19 protein-coding genes are annotated in these 19,405 nt (G+C 61.5%); 10 read left to right on the plus strand and 9 right to left on the minus strand.

Features of this window, described 5'->3' with window-relative positions; translation table 11 throughout:
• Positions 1 to 34: 34 nt before the first annotated feature.
• Positions 35 to 1,708, plus strand: a complete 1,674-nt coding sequence (ilvD, locus tag F0M18_RS10035; RefSeq protein WP_149611296.1) for a dihydroxy-acid dehydratase — start codon at positions 35 to 37, stop codon at positions 1,706 to 1,708.
• Positions 1,709 to 1,719: 11 nt separating this feature from the next.
• Entirely contained in the window at positions 1,720 to 2,013 is a 294-nt protein-coding gene (locus tag F0M18_RS10040) for a hypothetical protein (protein WP_149611297.1), read from the plus strand.
• Between the two features lie 63 nt (positions 2,014 to 2,076).
• Here the strand turns inward: F0M18_RS10040 and F0M18_RS10045 are convergent, their stop codons facing one another.
• Entirely contained in the window at positions 2,077 to 3,561 is a 1,485-nt protein-coding gene (locus tag F0M18_RS10045) for a WS/DGAT/MGAT family O-acyltransferase (protein WP_149611298.1), read from the minus strand.
• 177 nt (positions 3,562 to 3,738) lie between these two features.
• Between F0M18_RS10045 and F0M18_RS10050 the strand changes: the two genes are divergently transcribed.
• Positions 3,739 to 4,632 (plus strand): L,D-transpeptidase family protein, encoded by an 894-nt coding sequence (locus F0M18_RS10050; RefSeq protein ID WP_223177952.1) that lies wholly within the window; start codon positions 3,739 to 3,741, stop codon positions 4,630 to 4,632.
• Positions 4,633 to 4,688: 56 nt separating this feature from the next.
• Here the strand turns inward: F0M18_RS10050 and F0M18_RS10055 are convergent, their stop codons facing one another.
• Together F0M18_RS10055 and F0M18_RS10060 are read right to left on the minus strand one after the other, a co-directional pair.
• Positions 4,689 to 4,955, minus strand: a complete 267-nt coding sequence (locus F0M18_RS10055; protein WP_223177953.1) for an Lpp/OprI family alanine-zipper lipoprotein — start codon at positions 4,953 to 4,955, stop codon at positions 4,689 to 4,691.
• Positions 4,956 to 5,113: 158 nt separating this feature from the next.
• Positions 5,114 to 5,770 (minus strand): L,D-transpeptidase family protein, encoded by a 657-nt coding sequence (locus F0M18_RS10060; RefSeq protein ID WP_223177954.1) that lies wholly within the window; start codon positions 5,768 to 5,770, stop codon positions 5,114 to 5,116.
• 214 nt (positions 5,771 to 5,984) lie between these two features.
• Between F0M18_RS10060 and F0M18_RS10065 the strand changes: the two genes are divergently transcribed.
• Positions 5,985 to 8,339, plus strand: coding sequence for a TonB-dependent receptor (locus F0M18_RS10065; RefSeq protein ID WP_149611301.1), 2,355 nt, complete (start codon positions 5,985 to 5,987; stop codon positions 8,337 to 8,339).
• A 405-nt stretch (positions 8,340 to 8,744) separates the two neighbouring features.
• Positions 8,745 to 9,200: a hypothetical protein gene (locus F0M18_RS10070; protein ID WP_149611302.1), complete on the plus strand. Its 456-nt coding sequence runs from the start codon at positions 8,745 to 8,747 to the stop codon at positions 9,198 to 9,200.
• Positions 9,201 to 9,245: 45 nt separating this feature from the next.
• Here F0M18_RS10070 and F0M18_RS10075 read toward each other — a convergent pair whose 3' ends face one another.
• Both F0M18_RS10075 and F0M18_RS10080 read right to left on the minus strand, forming a co-directional pair.
• Positions 9,246 to 11,069: a 1-acyl-sn-glycerol-3-phosphate acyltransferase gene (locus F0M18_RS10075; protein ID WP_149611303.1), complete on the minus strand. Its 1,824-nt coding sequence runs from the start codon at positions 11,067 to 11,069 to the stop codon at positions 9,246 to 9,248.
• Positions 11,070 to 11,159: 90 nt separating this feature from the next.
• On the minus strand, positions 11,160 to 11,474 hold the full coding sequence (locus F0M18_RS10080) for a hypothetical protein (RefSeq protein WP_149611304.1): 315 nt from the start codon (positions 11,472 to 11,474) through the stop codon (positions 11,160 to 11,162).
• A 148-nt stretch (positions 11,475 to 11,622) separates the two neighbouring features.
• Between F0M18_RS10080 and F0M18_RS10085 the strand changes: the two genes are divergently transcribed.
• The 4 genes from F0M18_RS10085 to F0M18_RS10095 all read left to right on the plus strand — a co-directional run bounded on the left by F0M18_RS10085 (position 11,623) and on the right by F0M18_RS10095 (position 14,911).
• Positions 11,623 to 11,772: a DUF2256 domain-containing protein gene (locus F0M18_RS10085; RefSeq protein ID WP_149611305.1), complete on the plus strand. Its 150-nt coding sequence runs from the start codon at positions 11,623 to 11,625 to the stop codon at positions 11,770 to 11,772.
• A complete protein-coding gene (locus F0M18_RS19950; protein WP_188109673.1) occupies positions 11,765 to 12,427 on the plus strand; it encodes a DUF2452 domain-containing protein in 663 nt (220 codons plus the stop codon). The genes F0M18_RS10085 and F0M18_RS19950 overlap by 8 nt, the downstream gene beginning before the upstream one ends.
• An 11-nt stretch (positions 12,428 to 12,438) precedes the next feature.
• A complete protein-coding gene (locus F0M18_RS10090; RefSeq protein ID WP_149611306.1) occupies positions 12,439 to 13,800 on the plus strand; it encodes a DUF1329 domain-containing protein in 1,362 nt (453 codons plus the stop codon).
• 103 nt (positions 13,801 to 13,903) lie between these two features.
• Positions 13,904 to 14,911 carry an HAD family hydrolase gene (locus F0M18_RS10095; RefSeq protein WP_149611307.1) on the plus strand — a complete coding sequence of 336 codons (1,008 nt, stop codon included), beginning with the start codon at positions 13,904 to 13,906 and terminating at the stop codon, positions 14,909 to 14,911.
• Positions 14,912 to 14,920: 9 nt separating this feature from the next.
• Here F0M18_RS10095 and F0M18_RS10100 read toward each other — a convergent pair whose 3' ends face one another.
• From F0M18_RS10100 to F0M18_RS10110, 3 genes are all read right to left on the minus strand, one after another.
• Entirely contained in the window at positions 14,921 to 15,808 is an 888-nt protein-coding gene (locus F0M18_RS10100; protein WP_149611308.1) for a bile acid:sodium symporter family protein, read from the minus strand.
• Between the two features lie 85 nt (positions 15,809 to 15,893).
• Positions 15,894 to 17,054, minus strand: coding sequence for a hypothetical protein (locus tag F0M18_RS10105; protein WP_149611309.1), 1,161 nt, complete (start codon positions 17,052 to 17,054; stop codon positions 15,894 to 15,896).
• A 57-nt stretch (positions 17,055 to 17,111) separates the two neighbouring features.
• Positions 17,112 to 18,206, minus strand: coding sequence for a PQQ-dependent sugar dehydrogenase (locus F0M18_RS10110; RefSeq protein WP_149611310.1), 1,095 nt, complete (start codon positions 18,204 to 18,206; stop codon positions 17,112 to 17,114).
• A gap of 66 nt (positions 18,207 to 18,272) precedes the next feature.
• On the opposite strand from F0M18_RS10110, the gene F0M18_RS10115 reads away from it, so the two are divergent.
• A complete protein-coding gene (locus F0M18_RS10115; protein ID WP_149611311.1) occupies positions 18,273 to 18,728 on the plus strand; it encodes a hypothetical protein in 456 nt (151 codons plus the stop codon).
• Positions 18,729 to 18,743: 15 nt separating this feature from the next.
• Here the strand turns inward: F0M18_RS10115 and F0M18_RS10120 are convergent, their stop codons facing one another.
• A complete protein-coding gene (locus tag F0M18_RS10120) occupies positions 18,744 to 19,346 on the minus strand; it encodes a hypothetical protein (RefSeq protein ID WP_149611312.1) in 603 nt (200 codons plus the stop codon).
• Positions 19,347 to 19,405: the final 59 nt, after the last annotated feature.

The raw sequence follows: 19,405 nt of genomic DNA on the forward strand, positions 1-19,405 counted from the left end.
CGTATGACTTTACAGACAGGTCTGGAGATGAACATTGAAAGATAAACGTAAACATTCGGCGCGAGTTGTCGATGGCGTGGAGAAAGCGCCCGCGCGGGCCATGCTGCGGGCGGTCGGCTTCAGTGACGAGGATTTTGCCAGACCCCAGGTGGGCATCGCTTCCACCTGGAGTGAGGTCACGCCCTGCAACATGCATATCAACGAGCTCGCTGAAGAGGCGAGCGCAGGCGCCGGCGCGGCGGGCGGGAAGGGCGTGATCTTCAATACGATCACCATTTCCGACGGCATCGCCAACGGTACCGAGGGCATGAAATACTCGCTGGTCTCGCGCGAGGTCATCGCCGACTCCATCGAGGCGGTGGCTGGCTGCCAGGGCTTCGATGGCCTGGTGGCCATCGGCGGCTGCGACAAGAACATGCCCGGCTGCATGATAGGGCTCGCACGGCTGAACCGTCCGTCGGTGTTCGTCTATGGCGGCACCATCCAGCCGGGCGCGAATCACACGGATATTATTTCTGTGTTCGAGGCCGTGGGCCAGCATGCTCGGGGCGACCTCAGCCTTATCGACGTCAAGCAGATCGAGGAGACGGCGATACCCGGGCCCGGTTCCTGCGGCGGAATGTACACCGCCAATACTATGGCCTCGGCGATTGAGGCACTGGGCATGAGCCTGCCCGGCAGTTCTGCGCAGGAGGCGGTATCGCAGTCGAAGGCGGAGGACTGTCGCCGCGCCGGCGCCGCAGTGCTGGACCTGCTGGAACGTGACCTCAAGCCCTCTGACATCATGACCAGGGCGGCCTTCGAGAATGCTATTGCCACAGTGATTGCCCTAGGCGGTTCCACCAATGCGGTCCTGCACCTGCTGGCGATGGCACATGCCATCGATGTCGACCTGGGCCTGGAGGACTTCGAACGTATCGGCGCACGTGTGCCGGTGCTGGCCGACCTGCGCCCCAGCGGGCGCTACATGATGTCCGAGTTGATCGCCATCGGTGGTATTCAGCCGTTGATGAAAATGCTGTTGCAACAGGGCCTTTTGCACGGCGACTGCATGACCGTAACCGGCCGTACCCTGGCAGAGAACCTGGCCGACGTCGCCCCCTATCCACAGGGGCAGGACATCATTCGCGGCTTCGATGCGCCCATCAAGCGAGACAGTCACCTGATGATCCTGCGCGGCAACCTGGCCCCCGACGGCTCTGTAGCCAAGATCACCGGCAAGGAAGGCCTGCGCTTCAAGGGGCCGGCCCGGGTATTTCATTCCGAGGAAGAGGCCCTGCAGGCGATCCTTGACGGCGGCGTGGTCAAGGGTGATGTCGTGGTGATCCGTTACGAGGGGCCCCGGGGCGGCCCGGGCATGCGCGAAATGCTCAGTCCCACCTCGGCACTGATGGGCAAGGGCCTTGGAGCCGACGTGGCGCTGATCACTGACGGGCGCTTTTCCGGCGGCAGCCACGGTTTTGTGGTCGGGCACATTGCCCCGGAGGCCAGCGAGGGCGGCCCCATCGCCATCGTCGAAAACGGTGATGAGATAGAAATTGATGCCGAGACCTCGTGTATCAACCTGAATCTCGGTGCGGCCGAGATACAGGCCCGACTCGCTGCCTGGCAGCCGCCACCCCCGCGCTACACCCGCGGGTTGCTGGCCAAGTTTGCGCACACCGTGGCTTCCGCATCGGAAGGTGCGGTGACCGACAAGTACCTGTAACGGAGAAGACCATGTCAGACCAAGCAACGCAGAAATACCGGCTGATCAGCGGTACCTTCAGCCCCGACGATGCCCGGGAAGTGTTGATGACCCTGATTGAAGACAAGATCCGCTACCACGCCCGCAATAACTGGAGTCGTCGCGAGCGCTGTCTCGACACCGACTGGGGTGACCGGCGCATCGCCGAGCTGCGCCAGACCAAGGCGCAAATCGCCGAGTTGGTCGCCTCGGCGGCGAGCGAGGATCTGCAACTTACCATCAGTTGCGATATCAATGTGAGCCTCGAGCCCGCAGACGGGGACTGAGGTGTTCTACGGCGGCAGACCGGCGCTGCATGCGCCGGTCTTCGCAGCTACTATGGCAGGTGATTACTTCGCGGTTTTGGCCTGTTTCGGGCGACTGGCCTTGCGCTTGGGTGCCTTGCGTCGACGACCGCTTGGTGTGCGCAGCCCGGCGGCGTCCTCCAGTTCCACCAGGGCTTCTTCCATGTGTTCGATCAGGTTCTGCACGTGAGGCACTGAGCGGCGGCAGGCGATGATGCCGAAATCCAGTTTGTCGAAATTGCTGACCAGGGTGAAGTTCACCGCGGCGCCATCGAAAGGGATGGACACGGGGTACATACCGTCCAGTCGGGCGCCGTTCCAGTAACGCTTTTCGCGCGGTCCCGGAACATTGGATATCACGGTGCTGAAGGCGGGAAAGCGGCTGCCCAATCCCAGCAGCTGGGTGAACAGCATTGGCGCCTGGCTGATGCCGGTGTAGATCTGGATTTCCCTGGGCGTCAGTTGTTCCAGTTGCGCCTTGGCGGCATCCATGGATTCCTTGATGGTGCGCATGCGCCGCGCCGGGTCGCGCAGGTTGGTGGCGAGGTCGACACAGACCATGCCGATGGCATTGGCGGAGTCGATATCACCCGCAGCGCGCAGGGATACCGGCGCCATGGCTTTCAGGGAGTGCTTGGGCAGCGCCCGCTGCGCCTGTAGCTGTTTACGCAGGGCGCCAGCGCACATGGCCATTACCGCATCGTTGAGGGTGCCGCCAAAGGCCTTACCCACTGCCCGCACCCGGGCGAAATCCCAGGACTGTGCCACGAAGCGGCGCGCACCGGTCAGCTGCGTGCTGAGGGCGGAACGCGGTACTTTGTGGAATGGTACCGATACCCCGGTGTTGCGCCCCATCCATACCGAGGCCATGTCCTGTACAGCCCTGGCCACGTTGACGGTGCCGCCCAGTTGTTCGCGCAGTACGTCAGAGATAGCCCGCACCTCCTCATTGCGCGGCCGGATATTTGCCTGCTTGCCGGCTTCGATTTGCTGCTTGTAAGCCTGGTAGGCTTCATAGGAGAGCGGCGACAGTTTGACCTTGTTGCGCGCGTTGGTGGAGTACATGCTCATCATCAGGTGCATGGCGCCAACCCCGTCGATGGCGCAATGGTGGGCCTTGAAGTAGGTGGCGAACTGGCGGTTCTGCAGGCCTTCTATGAGGTGCATCTCCCACAGTGGTCGTGAGCGGTCCAACAAGCTGCCGTGCAGCCGCGATACCAGCGAAAACAGCTCCCGGTAGCGGCCGGGTTTGGGTAACGCCGAGTGCCGGACGTGGTACTCCATGTCCAGTTCTTCGTCATCCTCCCAGTAAACATTGCCGGCAATACCTAGCGGGCCGGTTTTGAGTTTTTCCCCGAAGGGCCTGCGCAGCTCGCCGTCGTAGCGCAGGATATCGCCGATTTTGCCGAGGAAGGAAGCGTCGTCCACGTCCTTGGGTAGCGTGAACAGGTTGAGCCCGCCAACGTGCATGGGGGTGCGGCGGGATTCCAGCATCAGGAAAAAGGCATCGTTGACAGGCATTCGGCGCATGGATAGCACTCCTCATTATTATCTTGGGTATGTCGGCTTCCTCTTCTAAGAATAAACCACATTTCGCACAGGGGCTAATGACCTGATGACCAGCCAGTTTCACCCCGTGGACAAACCATTTTTTCCAAACGCCGGAGGCGCTACTATTGTCTGCCTATGAAGCACTGGATTTGTATATTGGTACTGGCACTGTCCCCCTGGGCGCAGTCGGCGACTTTCGATATGCCCACCGGGGAATTCGACCTGGTGGGCTATCAGCTGGAAATCGCGGCGGAATTCGAGGACACACTGCTGGACATCGCCCGCCGCCATGGCATTGGCCAGGAGGAAATCGTCAACGCCAACCCGGATGTCGATCGCTGGTTACCCGGTACGGGTACGCTGGTTACGATTCCCTCCCGCTATATATTGCCGGACGTGCCGCGCAAGGGGCTGGTGCTGAACCTGCCCGAAATGCGTATTTATTATTTCCCTGAGCCCGCTGCAGGCGAACCGGCACAGGTGCAGACCTATCCGGTCAGCATCGGCCGGATGGACTGGAATACGCCCCTCGGGGAGACGCGCATCACCGAAAAGAAAAAAGACCCGCCCTGGTACCCACCGCAATCCGTGCGCGAGGAGCACGCGCGGGAGGGCGATCCGCTGCCCCGTGTGGTGCCGCCCGGCCCGGATAATCCCCTGGGGCGTTATGCCATGCGCCTGGCAATTCCCAGCTACCTGATACACGGCACCAACAAGGCCTTCGGCGTCGGCATGCGTGTATCACATGGCTGTATCCGTATGTTGCCGGAGGATATCGAATACCTGTTCCCGCAGGTGCCTGTGGGCACGCCGGTGCAAATCATCAACCAGCCGGTCAAGGCCGGTTGGTACGGCGGTGAGCTATACGTGGAGGTACATCCACCGCTGGAAGAATATGACATGGATATGGCGGAGCTGGACGAGGAGTTGACGCGGGTGCTGGATGCCGTGTTGGCGAAGCGTTTTGCACAACTGGATGAGGCGGCGGTAGCTGATGTGCTGGCGCGACGCAGTGGCCTGCCGGAAGTTGTTTCCAGAGTGGAGCGGTAGTGATTTCACCGTGGGCGCCGTTTCAGGCGCTCACGGTGATGTTGAGCCGGCCTTGCTTACTTGTACATTGACTTCTTGAACATGCGATCCAGCTTTTCGTTGGTCTCCGCAGCAGAAGTCTGGGCGGCCTCTGCGGCGGCCCTGGCTGCGGCAGCATCTGCTTTCGCGCTGGCGGCATCTGCTGCAGCCTGCTCAGCGGCGCTGTTGGCAGCGGCCAGGTCAGCGCGCAGTTCGTCGATGTCGCCGGTGCTGGCGCAGCCGGCCAGGCCCGCGGCGGACAACACAACGGTCAGCATCGCGGCGCGTTTAAAAGATTGGTTCATGGTCTTCTCCTTGCAAATGGTTGCCGCCCCTGCGGCCCGGTCTGCCCAGTTCAGTGGGCTTGGCTGAAATACAGCCATAGGCGAACATTAGCAGAATTGCCGGCCCGCGCAACGCTGCATTTTACGGCGCCAAACCGTGGCGCAGGCGGATGACGGAATCAGCGAATCACCACCCGCGTGCCCGGCGCGAGCCAGGGCAGCAGTTCCGCCAGTTGCTCATTGGTTAGTGCGATGCAGCCGTTGGTCCAGTTGAAGCTCTGGTGTACTTCAGGGTCCCCACTGCCGAGTCCATGAATGCCGATGTGTCCGCCCAGGCGCGTCTCCTGGGGCGGTGGGCGGCCGCGGGCAAACGCGTTTTTCACTGCCGTGTAGGTCTCCATCGAGATGCGCTGCTCATCCAGTGCGCGTTGGGCGTGATCCAGGTTCGGGTAATCAATGGCAATGAAGATAACGAAGCGGTCGCTGCGCCTGACTTCGGTGATGCGGAATTCGCCCAGCGGCGTTTTTTCGTCACCCTGCTGTTTGTTCCAGGTGGCGCCATTGCTGCCGATGGCGATGTTGTCGAAAACCTGTATTACCTGTTTGCCCTGCACCACCGAAAGCGCCAACTCGCGGGTATCCACCAGCAAGCTCACGTTTTGCTGGCTGGCGAGAACTGGCGCGGCGCCGAGCATGATCAGGCAGGGCAGCAAACAACAGAACAGCCGGTATGTGAAGCTGTGGGAGCCGGTGTAAGGGTGCGCGTAATGCACGGGACGTTTGTCCAGGGTGACGTCGGTGATCGATAAAGTAGCGCGCTGCCAGCTGTCTGGCAACGTTTTGCGATGCGCAAAGACAAGAGCCGGCGCCGCCCTCCTGTGCAGTAGCCGCTATCAAAAACGTGAAATACGCACACTTGTATCAGCCTATCTTCTTGGGCATGCTCAGGACAGCATCCAGAGCTGGACGTTCGTGCTGGGCAAGGGGGCATCACCTCAACCACGCGGGCAGCCAATATAACTATACGAAAATGCAGCGAGGAACCGCTTGATGAACAAATACACGCAATCCGTCCCTTCTTTCCGTGCCGGTATGCCTTTGGCGCTGGCCGTGGCTGTTGCCGTTGGCGCGACGTCTGTGTCGCAGCCGGTCGCGGCGCAACGTGGCTCTGCCGCGCTACTGGAAGAAGTTATCGTCACCGCACGTAAACGGGAAGAAGGCGCACAGGATGTGCCGCTCTCCATCAGTGCCTTCAACTCCAACCAGATTGAGGCGCTGAAGGTACGCGACCTGACCAACCTCGCCGTGGGCATGCCCAACGTGGCGCTGGATGACGTGGGCACCACCCGGGGTACAGCCAACTTCGCTATCCGTGGATTGGGTATCAACAGCTCCATCCCCTCCATTGACCCAACCGTAGGCGTGTTCGTCAACGGGGTTTACCTCGGCGTGAACAACGGTATTATTTTTGACGTTTTCGACCTGGAGAGTATCGAAGTCCTGCGCGGCCCGCAGGGCATTCTCTTCGGTCGCAACGTGACCGGCGGCGCCATCCTGATGAACACCAAGAAGCCCGGCGAGACGCTGGATGTCACACTGCGCGGTGCGGTAGACACCGGGGGTGACGGCGGTATCAATACCTACCTGATGGGCAGCATCGGCGGCCCGGTTACCGACACCCTGGGCCTCAAGCTGACGGCCTACTGGAACGACGACGAAGGCTGGCACGAGAACCAGTTCGATGGCAGCGATGTGCAGGCGATCGAGCAAATGATGGTCCGCGGCACCCTGGTGTGGGCGCCTACCGACCGCGCCGAGTTGGTGGTGCGCTACGAGAATACAGACATCGAGGGCGACGGCCCGGTGGCGCAGTCACACACCAATGGCAGTGGCGTCCCGGGCACGCCTTTCAATGCCAAGCGCGACAGCTTTGATGCCAATTACGACCTGGTGGGCTTCCAGGATAACGAAACAGACTTCCTCACGGCAGAATTCAACTACGACGTCGATTTCGGTGATGGCACCATTACCGCGCTTTACGGCTGGCGGGATTCAGAAGCCCACTCCGCGTCGGACATCGACGCTCAGCCGGTGGCTCTGTTCCATGCACCTGCAGACCTGGTTGCCGAACAGAACAGCTTCGAACTGCGCTACAACGGGCAGTTTGGCAATGCCAATATCACCACCGGCGTGTACTGGTTCGAGAATGACATTGAGTACCACGAGCGCCGCGACCTGCTGGGGGCGCTCACCGCCTCGGTAACAGGGGGAGCTCTGAGCGATGACATTTCCTTCCAGATACAGGATGGCGGCGGCCTCTACGACGTGGAAACCCTGGCCTTCTTCGCCGCCATGGACTACGACCTCACTGACCGCCTCTCGTTTACGGTGGGTGCGCGCTGGTCCTCGGAGGAGAAGAGCGCGGAGATCGCCACACTGGCACTGAACACCAATGTGCTCGACATCCCGGGCACCATCGGCAGCGGCACACCGGTGTATGCGAACCCCATCACCGGTACGGATACGCGCTGTAACATCGTCAGTTCGAACAACTGTGCGCTCGACTTCAAGGATGATGAGACCTGGGATACCTTTGCCCCCAAGATAGGCTTTGGTTATGCCCTGAGTGACGCCACCCAACTCTACGCCCACTGGAGCCGCGGCTTCCGTTCTGGCGGCTACAACCTGCGCAATACCAGCCCCACCGCGGCACCCGGCCCCTTTGATGAAGAGCAGGTCGACAGCTACGAGATCGGCTACAAGTCACAACAAGACTGGGGCCGCCTGAACGCCGCTGTTTTCTACAATGATATCGGGGACATGCAGCGCGAGGTCAACCTCGCGGATGCGACATCGGGCGTGGTGCAGATCATCGACAACACGGCGGATGCGACCATCTGGGGCCTGGAAATAGACGGTACCTTTGCCCTGACCGATGACCTGCTGTTGCTGGCTTCCATGGGGTATATCGATGCCAGTTACGACTCGGTCAGGTTCGACCTCAACGGCGACGGTATGGTGGATGGCAAGGACAAGGACCTGGACCTGCCACGGGCCCCGGAATGGACCTGGAGCGTGGGCCTCAACTACGACATGAGCCTGGGTGACTGGGGCTTTGCCACTGCGCGTATCAACTACGCCAACCGCGATGAGGCCTTCTACACGGACAACAACCTCGGTTATATCCTGGAGCAGGATATCCTCGACGCGGGACTGGACTTCTATTCCAACAGTGGTAGCTGGGTGTTCTCGCTTTATGGCCGCAACCTGTTGGATGAGGTCAAGCACGGTGGTGATACCCAACTGCCAGATGTGCTCGGCCCCGTGGCCCTGGGCGGTACGTTCTCACCCCTGGCCAAGGGTCGCGTATACGGTGCGGAGATTACCTACAACTTCAGCAGGTAAGCGCGCAATTTCGGCATACCGGGGCCGGCCCACGTGAGTGGGTCGGCCCTTTTCTTTGGTGCGCCACAAACGCTCCGGTACCCCCTGAAATCGCTGTCGTTAGTCACCCGGCCGGGTGACATGCCAGGCGACTGTATGCGGCATTTCCCTGCCCGGGCTGCTCGGCCGGCCAGGTCGGGTAGTACCCATGAAAAAGGTGGGCGTCCCACATAACCACGATGGGTTAATTCTCGCGGTTGCTTAAAAAACGAGCAGCGCAGACAATGTGGTACTGGCCGCAGGTTGCCCGCCATATTCCAGGGCGCCAGGGGCGGTCCGGGGATGTCAATCAGACGAGGGCCGAGGATTCAGGATGATTAGAGCCACGCAGACGCTGCCATCATGATCCCTTGGGGATAAGAGCCGATGTTGCCTGAAGTTGAACAGTACATGGCTGCCTCCAGGGAGTTCGAAGCCGGCAAGGTGGTAGGCCAGCTCTGGAAGCAGGCCTTGAGCCTGGCAGACAACGACCGCCTTGCCGCCAAGTACCTGTATCTATCAATGCGTGCCGAAGCCCTGGCCAAACAGGAACCGGCATCACAGCTTGCACCGCCTGCTGGCTCCGGTGAGACTTCCCGTAGTGGCGCCATGGCCGCTACTCCCCTGAACCGCCGCGGGCGGCAAACCCCCGAAGACGACTACCATGCTATCGCCGCCAATGAGGTGGATTCCGGCCAGCGCGATGAACGCACCTGGCGCGATGCGCTGGTGCTGGCCAAGGGTGATGCGGCAGCCGCACGGCATCACTACATATGCCTGCGCATGGATACCATGCGCATGCTGGCCGCGAACGAGTCCAGGGCCGGCGAAGCGGGAGCCTGAACGCGCCGGCTTTGTAGCCCCTCCGGCGAAAGTCCTTACCTGAGCTTATTTGTCGCCAGGGCGCTCAAACCAGGCGTGATCGTAGCTTTCCTGCAGCAGGTTGATGGCGTCGAGGGTCTGCCGGGTTTCAAGCAGGAACAGGTCTCTCGCGGACGATAAATCGGTTTTGGCAGCACCCAGCAGGTGCCGGTGTTCCGCCAGTTGCAGCCCGGTGGTGAACAAATCTTTTGATATCGCTGATTCGCCGCTGATCTGCCTTCGCAGCAGCATCTCCTCAGCCTGTTCGAGCAATTCAGTGGTGAAGCGCTTGCGATCGATCACGGCTGCTGCGCCCAGTGCATGCAAGGTTGTGGCCAGCACGTGGTAGGCCTCTGCCAGCGAGCGCATGATGGCATGACCAAATCGCGGTGGGCGCTGCTTGAGTTGCTTGCGCAGGGACGTGTCACCGCGTTGCCAGTGCGGGTAGTGCCGCGTGGTCTCGGTCAGCACATCTTCCCAGAACTCATCGCGCGGGCGAAAGAAGAACTCGAACTTGAACAGGTCCCGCAGTTGCTCAACCCGAACACGCAGCTCCTCTTCGCCTGGCAGCGTGACATCGTCAACGCTCATCGCCAGTACGATTTCGCCGAAGGCGGCGGCGAGGAAGTAGTGCGTGATGGTGTTGCGGTAATACGCCGCGGCCAGCTGCTGATCACCCTGGATGTAGAAGACGGGGGTGGCGCCTTTTTCAAAGGCTTTTACCAGGCGCGAACCACGCAGCGACAGTACCGCTGCGGCGACCTGTTCCTCATTCGCGAAGCTGAAGCCGCGGGCCACCGGCAGGCCGCGCTGTGCCACCAGTTCGGCGATTTCGCGAGACTGCTGGAATATCTCCGCGTTACTGAGCGCCCTGCCATTGGCGCCGAGCAATACCATGGTCAGTACGTCCGCTGACTTGATTGGCGTGATCTGCTCCATGCGTGTGCAGACCTCGAAGGCCAGCCGTGTGGGCAGCGAGGGTCCGTCTCCGGCGGCGCCACTGTCCGCCAGCTGCGTTGTACTTTGCAGAGCCACGGGTTCGGCAAAGCGCACATAGATTTTGCCGTACAGTTCTTTCATGCCGAATATGTAGTTGAGGAACCAGCGCAGGGATTCCTTGCGCTTGGGCAGGCCTCGCTGCAGCGCCACGTAGTCGTCGATCTCGGCAATGCGGTCGAAGGCGATGGAGACCGGCACCAGTTTCACATCGCGCATGTTCTCGCGCTCGCAAGCCTCCAGTACCCAGTTGAGAATCCCCAGCTTTGGCGGAGACAGCTTGCCAGTGCGGGATCGGGTTCCCTCGATCGACCAGGTCAGTGGCAGGCGATTGCGTATGAGAAAGTCGATGTAATAGCGGAACACCAGTTTATAGATGTCATCATCCTGGAAGCTGCGGCGCAGGAAGATCGCGCCAACCCGCCTGGCCAGCGCGCCAAAGCCCAGGAAATTCATGTTGATGCCGGCAAAGACCAGCGGCAGGGGCTTGAAGTGGTTGTCGTACAGGGACAGCAGGAACACGAAACTGTCCATGTGGGATTTGTGCGACCACAGAAACAGCAGTAGTTGGTCCTGCGATTCTTCGCGCAACTTCTCCAGTGCGTCCTGGTTGATGTCCAGCTCCGGCTCGTAGCTGCGCGTGTAGATAAACCGCGCCAGCTTCGCGGCCGGCGCGAGCCAGGAATCGCGGGGCGTGGCCGCCATCTCCCGCAGGCATTTGCGTGCGTGCTTGCGCGCCTGCTCCATGTCCTTTCCCGCGCTGCTGGCAACGCGCTCAAGCTCGGCGAGAAATTCTGGTGTATCCAGCAGGGTGTGGGCTTCGTTGGCGGTTCTATAAGTATTATTGGCGCTCATGGTGCGAGTATAGCCGCTCGCGTCGGGCGACGCTGCCTGACGGTGCAGTTCGCTGTAATCGTTTTGTAATCGGGGCGGGGAACAGCGTGGTTACTGCGTTGCCCCGCGGCGCCGTTTGCTCAGCCAGTGGAAGTGGCGATCGAGAGCAGGGTCCGCAGCGAGTGCTTCCGGTGTTGCGAAGCGTTGCGCCAGTTCGAGTTCGCCGTAGGCACAGTGGATGCCGTCATGACAGTCCCTGCAAACGTAGATGCCACGGGCCAGCTCCTGGCGCGTGTAGAGCTTGCGAAAACGCTTGCGGCGATGCACCTTCTTCGGAATGAGGTGGTGAAACGTGAGCGGCAACTCCCGCTTGCAAAACGGGCAGGTTCCATCCTGCCTGCGGCGGCTGGCGGTGGTGGTGTCCATCGCGGTGCGAAATCCTCCCGGCCCAATATGCACGACGTGACAAGTACGCTGTACTGTGTGTAGTTTACGCCATCTATCCCACCGTGGATGAGGAGCGCCCGGCAGCTCGCTTGTGAACTGTACTGACCTTGCTCGCGTATGCTCACAGGTGAAGAAAGACAGATTACCGAGCAAGATATGTCCTGTATGCGAGCGGCCGTTTTCCTGGCGCAAGAAGTGGTGTCGCGACTGGGCGAACGTCATTTACTGTTCCGAGCGCTGTCGCCGCAGCAAGAACCGGGGGTCGCAGTGTGGTTGAGCGTCAGGTACACAAGCCGGCTGCGAGCCGGGTGAGCAAGCAGGCGCAACCCAACCCCCAGGGTAAGGCGGCGCTGCCGCAGCTTGCGGAACTGCAACAGTGGCGCACGGCGGCGACACCTGCAGCGGATGTCGAGACACTGCTGGCGCACTATCTCTGCGGCCTGCTGGTTTTGTCTGCGGATTTTCGTTTCAAACCCCGGCCCGGCCCCACCTACCACCTGTACTACCGGGACCAGCGCTGGCAGCTCTCCCTGGTCGCGCCGGCGGAGTGGCGTCCGCAGCGCTGGAGCGACTACGCAGCCAGCTGCATGCTGCGCGTCGACGCTACCTGGCAAATTAATCCCGCGCCTGACCTGGTGGAGCGGCCGGCCGTTCTGGATGGGCTGCTTGCCTTTGAACAGGCCTTCCGCGACAGGCTGCGCTCCGCTGCAACCTTGTCTTCAGACCTGCCACACTACGAGCGCAGCCTGCCCTACTACCAGCGAGTGCTTGCCTCCGGTCTGGCCAGCTCACTGGAGCACGCTGCGCGGGGGCTGCAACTTGAGCACCACAGTGGTGTGCGCCTGCTGGAACTCTCAGCCAACAAAGACGGTAGCTTATCGCTGGCAGAGCCGGATAATGGGCAGGCCACCCCGGCCCTTGAACAACAATAAGGAAGGCGACTATGACATCTATCGGCAGGCAACTCGCGTTGCTGGCGGGAGCGCTTGCGTTTTCCTGCAGCGCGTCAGCAGCGGTAAGCGTGGAAGAGGCAGCGCAGCTGGATGCGACGCTGACGCCAATGGGCGCGGAGCGGGCCGGCAACGCCGACGGCAGTATTCCCGCCTGGTCACCGCAGAACCTGGTTATCCCGGATAATTTTGTTCCCGGGTCCGACCACTACCCCGACCCCTATGCCGGCGAGGCGCCGCTCTACACCGTGACAGCGGACAACTGGGGCGAACATGAGCCGGTACTCACAGAGGGTACCCGGGAGATGTTTCGCAAGCTTGGCCAGCACGGATTCCGCATGCTGGTGTACCCCAGCAAACGCACAGCAGAAGCGCCCGACTGGTACTACGCCAATACCCGCAAAAACGCCACGGGCGCCCAGCTGGTAGCCGGGGGGCAGAAGATCGAGGGCAACCTTCCCGGCGTTCCGTTCCCGGTTCCGCAATCGGGACTGGAAGTGCTGTGGAACCACATGGTGCGCTACGCGGAGCCGGCATCGCAAACCTACGACGTGTATTACGTGGGTTCCAATGGCAAGCCGGTGCTTTCCACCACGGCCTTCTCTACCTCGATTTTTCCCGCTTTTGCCGCCCCGGACGAAGAGGTCGGTGACAAGGCCTGGGCCAAGCTGCGTATTGATTACAAGGCGCCGGCCCGGCGCGCGGGCGAGATCTTGCTGGTGCACGAGCCCGGTTCGGACTACACCGCGGGCAAGGGCCGGCAGGCGTGGCAGTACCTCACCGGCCAGCGCCGCGTGCGGCTGGCGCCCGCGGTGGCCTTCGATACGCCCAACCCGGCGGTGGCCGGCACTTCGACCTATGACGATGCCGGTATCTGGAACGGCTCGCCCGAGCGCTACGACTGGGAACTACTGGGCAAGCAGGAGAAACTGGTGCCGGCGTCGAACTATGCGCTGCTGTTCGAGCAGCGAGTCGAGGACCTGCTCGGTGAAAAATTCCTGGCTCCGGAATTCGTGCGCTGGGAGAAACGCCGGGTCTGGGTGGTGGAGGGCACACTCAAGCCGGGCGTTCGCCACCTGTACAGCAAGCGGCGACTGTATATCGACGAGGACACCTGGACTGCGCTGGCCGGCGAAACCTACGACGGCAAAGGCGCACTGTGGCGTGTCAGCTACACCTATTCCGCGCGGCTGTACGACCGCAAGTCCGGCGCTTCGGCTTCCGGGGCCTATGACCTGCTGCAGGGGATTTATAACCTCAATGGCAAGCCTATCCCCGGTGAGTTCCGCAATGGCGTCGACCGTGACGACAGGCACTTCACAGCACGCGGCATGGCCCGCAGTGGTGTACGCTAACGCGTGATCCGCGGAGGGTACTGATGTGACACATGGCTGAGCGGGTCATCCTGATCTATCTTCCTACGTGAACAGCGCACTTTTATAACGGAGCTCTACAAAAATGAAACCCCACTGCTTGCTGAACACGGTCGTGTCCGTGGCCTTCACCGCATTCGTACTCTTGCTGGGCCCGCTGCAGGCCCATGCAGCGGACCCGCTGCCGTCCTGGAACGAGGGCGAGGCGAAGGCGTCCATCATCGCTTTTGTTGAACAGGTCACCGATACCCAGTCCGCGGCCTTCGTGCCGGCAGCGCAGCGTATCGCCACTTTCGACAATGACGGTACCTTGTGGGTTGAACAGCCTATGTATACGCAACTGGCGTTTGCGCTCGACCGGGTAAAAGCATTGGCGCCGCAGCGCCCGGAGTGGAAAACACAGGAACCTTTTGCCGCTTTGCTCAAGGGCGACACCAAAGGTGCGCTGGCTGGCGGCATGGAAGCGGTGGCGAAGGTCTTGATGGCCACCCATGCCGGCATGACTACCGATGAATTTGACGCCATCGTTAGTGACTGGATCACCACGGCGCGTCACCCCGTCAGCGGACGCCCGTACACCGAGATGGTGTACCAGCCAATGCTGGAAGTACTCGATTACCTGCGCGCCAACGAATTCAAGGTGTTCATTGTCTCTGGCGGCGGTATTGAATTCATGCGCCCCTGGACCGAAGCCGTGTATGGCATACCTCCTGAGCAGGTGGTCGGCAGCAGCATCGAAACACAGTTTGAATTACGCGATGGCAAGGGTGTACTGGTGCGCCAGCCCAAGGTCGGTTTCGTGGATGATAAGGAAGGCAAGCCGGTGGCCATCAACCTGCACATTGGCCAGCGGCCGATTGCCGCCTTCGGCAATTCCGACGGTGACCTGCAGATGCTGCAGTACACCATGTCGGGAGATGGTGCGCGGTTTGCGCTTTACGTGCACCACACCGACGCCGAACGCGAGTGGGCCTACGATCGGGAGTCCCACGTGGGCAAGTTTGACAAGGGGCTGGACGAGGCGAAGGCTAAAGGCTGGACGGTCGTCGACATGAAGTCCGACTGGAAAACAATCTACCCGCCAGTGAAGTAGCCGGCGGAATCAGGCAGTTTGGCGGCGCGCCAGCCAGATCAACAGCGCGCCGATCAACAATTGCAGCGCGCCATACAAGAGCAGGCTGAACAGCACCATGTCGCCCAGGGACGCGGTGCTGGCCGTGGCGGCGGGAAACAGCGAGGCCTTGATCAGTACCCCAAGGTTGACGTTGCGGACCACCACTTCAAACTCGATGGCAGTAACATCCGGTGAAGCGAGTTTCAGCAGCCGTGGCACGCCCCAGGCCATCACTGTCAGCACCACCGTGAACAGGGTCACCAGCAGTATGTTGTGCAGGCCGAAAGCGGCCGCGTCCAGCCGCCCGGCAATCGCCGAGCCCACTACGATAAACAGTATCCCCAGCAGCGAACCGCGAATGCACCAGCGGGAGAAGGGCTCCGCCGTGCGCGGATACATATACAGGTAGGCCATGCCCACCGCCAGCGGCAGCAGCAGTGTCAGCGCGATTTCTGTGATGATTTGGCCTCGCGGCATGGTGAAGTCGGCGGGTAGATGCTGGCTGATCAGCAGGGAGAGAATCAGTGGTGTGGTCAGCAGGCAGGCAAAGGTGGTGATGCCGGTAATGCTGATGGAGAGTGCGCTGTTGCCCCGCGACAGGAAGGTGAAAATATTCGACACGGTGCCGCCGGGAATGGCCGCGATCAGCGCAATTCCGACTGCCACACCGCCCTGGACGCCGAGCAGGGTGAGGAACAGGTAGGCCGTCAGCGGTACCGCCACCAACTGCACGGCCGTGCCGACAGAGACAGCCAGGGGCTCGCGTGCGAGGTCGCGAAAGTCCTTTCCGGTCAGCGTGGCGCCCATGCCCAGCATGGCAAGGACCAGCTGCGCCGCTGCAAACCAGTACTCATTCTGTACGTAGAACTCTGCCATGATTCTCCATTATCCTGCCGTGGTTGACCGCGCGCCGTGCCCATGTCGGCTGCTGCCTGGCCAGCGTGACGGATTGTTCCATGTTTCAAAGCACATGCTGCAGCGCGCCTTTCGACAGGCGGTAAATAATGAGCAGGAACAGCAGCGGGAACACTATGGATTTCAGCAGCATTGACGCCAGCAGGTACACCACGCTGCTGGCGAACTCGTCCATCTGTCCGGCGATGCGCTCAATCTTGTTGCGTATGTAAGACGCCTGCCTGGCCGGGTTCGCGCTGGCGAGGACGTCCCCGGCCTTGTTGACCATGCCCTCCAGCATCGAACAGGCCTCTCCGCGCGAACGTTTTTCCAGGCATTGCACATTCTCTGCCTGCACTGCCGCGGACGCCTCCAGTTCTGCAACGGACTGCTCCAGGTTGGCTGCACGCCGCCCAGTGGTGCGCACGACCTCCTGTTGCGCCTTCACGTTATCCGCCTCGGGTGTCAGCCAGCGCTGCCAGATCGGGCGTGCATCCAGCGTGGCCAGAAGCTGTTGCTGCCGTTGCAGTTCAGCGCTGGCGGACTGCAGGCTGGTGCGCGCATCGGCGAGGGCGCTAGTGGTCGCAGCCAGTGCCACACGCGCCGCTTCGAGGTCCTCCGCCAGTGTCTCGCCGGTCTCGATGGCAGCGCTCGCTGCACTGGTGGTGTTGTAGAAAGCGATCATGCTCTGGTGGTTGGCCTGTTCCCTTTCCTGCAGGAAAAACGTGTCCACGGCGGTGCTCATCAGCACGGTGAGTGCCAGGCCAAAGCGCAGGATCAGCGCCACCAGAAACAGCTTCAACCAGGTCTGGTAGTGGTCCCGGTCGCCCCAGACTGCGGCAATGACTGTGCCCGCACCTGCCAGTGTGAGCGCTGCGTTGAAGAGACTATGGGTGGCGATCTCCAGCAGCAGGCGTTGCATACCCAGTGAGGCGAGCGCCACCAGCATCACACCGGAAAACCGCTCGATCAGATCGTTCACCGGGTCCAGCAATTCGCCCACAGAGAAGGTGACCAGGAAGGCATCCAGTTCCGTGCCCTGCAATACCGAGACCACGGCGTTGATGCCACGGGCTGTGGCGTAGATGGCGCCGGCGCCGAGCATGGCGGATTCCATATATTCGGAGGATTGCGTATCCAGGTTGCCGCCCCAGGCGACAGCTACCACCAGAACCCCGGCGAACAGTGCCAGTGCCGCGCGCAGGCCCCGCTTTGGCAGGTGCGTCATGTCCCCGCGGCACACGTGCGGGGGGTTGGCAGAACAGGCACGGTCACAGGCGCCGGCTTACCGGTCCGGCGTGACGCGGATAATCTTGCCACTGTCACCGTCCGTGAGCAGGTAGAGAGCACCCTGGGGACCCTCGCGGACATCGCGGATGCGTTCATCCAGCTCGCTGAACAGCGACTCCTGCGCCACCACCTGTCCCTGCTCCATCTGCAGGCGACGCACCTCCCTGTCGACCAGGGCGCCAATAAACAGGTCGCCACGCCAGGCCGGGAACGCCCGGCCACGGTAGATTGCCAGCCCCGAGGGCGCGATGCTGGGCACCCAGTAGAAAAGCGGGTCCGTGATCCCCGGGTGTGTGGTGAAGGGCGATACGCGGGCCCCGGAGTAGTTCACCCCGTAGCTGGTGACCGGCCAGCCAAAATTGCTGCCCGGCGTGACCCGGTTCAGTTCATCGCCGCCCTTGGGGCCGTGCTCATGCAGGTAAATGTCCCCGCTGGTGGCGTCGAGGGCCAGGCCCTGTGGGTTGCGCAGGCCGTACGCGTAGACTTTCGGGTCACCGTCCCTGCCATCGGCAAACGGATTGTCGGCGGGTACGCTGCCATCACGGTTGATGCGAATGACCTTGCCCAGGTGGCCAAAGGTGTCCTGCGCCTGCTCGCGGTAGTCAAAGCCATCACCCGTGGTCAGCAGCAGCGTGCCATCGCTCATTAGCAGCAGTCGGCCGCCGTAGTGCTGTGGGGTGGCCTTGGGCGTGGCGGCAGTAAAAATGGGGGTTACGTCCGCGAGCCTGTCGTCTTCAAGGGTGGCGCGAATCACCCTGGTAGCGTTGTTTTCCGGCTGTCCATGGGCGAAGGACAGGTAAATCGTACGGTTGTTGCCGAACTCCGGGTCGAGTACCACATCGAAGTAGCCGCCCTGGCCGGCGAAATACGTCTCGGGGGTGTTGGCCAGCGCGGGACCGACGCGGCCGTCAGCGCTGACGATGTGGAGACTGCCCTGGCGCGATGTCACCAGGTAACGCCCGTCCGGCAGGAAGGCGATGCTCCACGGGTAGGGAATGCCTGCGGCCACTGTGGTCAGGCTGTAGCTGTTCGCGGTGGCTACGGGGGCGGCCAGGATCAGGAGCAACAGGTAAAAGCAACGGGTCCGCATAAGTATCTCTTTGTTGTAGAGTGCTGGTGAATCATACTACGGGAAAAGCAATCGGGTAGCAGAGCAATGTGGAACAGGATTCTGGCTTTCGCGGCCGGCACCATCAGTGCGTACATCACCGCGGTGCTGTTTATATCGCAGCTCAATATAGCGCGGATCACCGAACTGGGTTTTCCGGTGAGTTTTGCCGAGCGTATTGCCACCTTGCTCGATGACATTGGTGGCATGAGTCAGGTCTATCTGCCGCTGGTGGCCGTCGCACTGCTGGTTGCCTGGTTGTTTACCGGCCTGCTGCTCAGTCGTTTCGTGCGCCCTTCGGCTTTATTGTATGCCGCTGCCGGGTTTGTCGGCATTCTCGCCGTGCACTTGCTGATGAACAATTTGCTCGGCATTGCCCCGGTGGCGCCCACGCGGACGCCGATTGGCCTGCTCAGCCAGGGCGCTGCCGGCGCAGTGGGCGGCTGGCTCTACTACGTGATGGTATCCGCAGCCGGGCTGGGTAACGGCTCTCGCGCCGACTGAGGCCCTGCCGCGGGCCTATTGCAGCGACGAACTGCCCGACAGGTTAATGCCCAGGGCCTGCAGCTGGCCGGCGAGCACGGGATCACCTGTGTCCAGCCAGCGCTGGTACAGCCCCATGACCTCTTCGGTGCTCAGCTCGTGTTCCACTGAACAGGCATTCGCCACCATTTCCAGCATTCTCGGGAACATTGTCGCCAGCTCGGCGAAGACATGCCGGTTGTGCCGCGCGTTACCGGCGAGGTAGTCATAGGCTCCACCGCCCATGCCCACCACGTAGTCCTGGCGTATGCCGCGACGGCGGAAACGCTGCGGGAAGAGGCTGCCGAGAAACAGCGCCATGTCACCCAGTTGTTGCAGCATCAGGCAGCGCTCGCGATCACTGGCGGCCTCCTGGGCGTCGCTGTACAGCAGAGCCAGCGGCCGCAGGTCGTAGCGCCCTTCCTCGTACAGGAACAGGTGCTCACTGCGGCCGAAGCGCTCCAGCATGTTACTGAGATACCAGCAGGTGTCTGTATGCGGCGGCGGATCGAAGCGTTGGGCGTAGTCGTGCAGGCGCTCGCTGAAGTATGCCGCGAGCGTGGTCTCGGTCAGCGGCGGCTCGTTGGTGTATTCGCGCATGGCGGCCCTCCTGTTACCCCCCAAATATAAGAAAAATCCAATGCAAATCAACCGGGCAA

Source organism: Pseudohalioglobus sediminis (assembly GCF_008370495.1).
Classification (GTDB): Bacteria; Pseudomonadota; Gammaproteobacteria; order Pseudomonadales; family Halieaceae; genus Halioglobus.

Bases quoted from the DNA above. Each gene is read 5' to 3' on its own strand.
- F0M18_RS10090 (WP_149611306.1), top strand. From the start codon at position 12,439: ATGACATCTATCGGCAGGCAACTCGCGTTGCTGGCGGGAGCGCTTGCG.
- F0M18_RS10115 (WP_149611311.1), top strand. From the start codon at position 18,273: ATGTGGAACAGGATTCTGGCTTTCGCGGCCGGCACCATCAGTGCGTAC.
- F0M18_RS10065 (WP_149611301.1), top strand. From the start codon at position 5,985: ATGAACAAATACACGCAATCCGTCCCTTCTTTCCGTGCCGGTATGCCT.
- F0M18_RS10045 (WP_149611298.1), bottom strand. From the start codon at position 3,561: ATGCGCCGAATGCCTGTCAACGATGCCTTTTTCCTGATGCTGGAATCC.
- F0M18_RS10110 (WP_149611310.1), bottom strand. From the start codon at position 18,206: ATGCGGACCCGTTGCTTTTACCTGTTGCTCCTGATCCTGGCCGCCCCC.
- F0M18_RS10055 (WP_223177953.1), bottom strand. From the start codon at position 4,955: ATGAACCAATCTTTTAAACGCGCCGCGATGCTGACCGTTGTGTTGTCC.
- F0M18_RS10095 (WP_149611307.1), top strand. From the start codon at position 13,904: ATGAAACCCCACTGCTTGCTGAACACGGTCGTGTCCGTGGCCTTCACC.
- F0M18_RS10070 (WP_149611302.1), top strand. From the start codon at position 8,745: ATGTTGCCTGAAGTTGAACAGTACATGGCTGCCTCCAGGGAGTTCGAA.
- F0M18_RS10120 (WP_149611312.1), bottom strand. From the start codon at position 19,346: ATGCGCGAATACACCAACGAGCCGCCGCTGACCGAGACCACGCTCGCG.
- F0M18_RS10040 (WP_149611297.1), top strand. From the start codon at position 1,720: ATGTCAGACCAAGCAACGCAGAAATACCGGCTGATCAGCGGTACCTTC.
- F0M18_RS10075 (WP_149611303.1), bottom strand. From the start codon at position 11,069: ATGAGCGCCAATAATACTTATAGAACCGCCAACGAAGCCCACACCCTG.
- F0M18_RS10100 (WP_149611308.1), bottom strand. From the start codon at position 15,808: ATGGCAGAGTTCTACGTACAGAATGAGTACTGGTTTGCAGCGGCGCAG.
- F0M18_RS10105 (WP_149611309.1), bottom strand. From the start codon at position 17,054: ATGACGCACCTGCCAAAGCGGGGCCTGCGCGCGGCACTGGCACTGTTC.
- F0M18_RS10080 (WP_149611304.1), bottom strand. From the start codon at position 11,474: ATGGACACCACCACCGCCAGCCGCCGCAGGCAGGATGGAACCTGCCCG.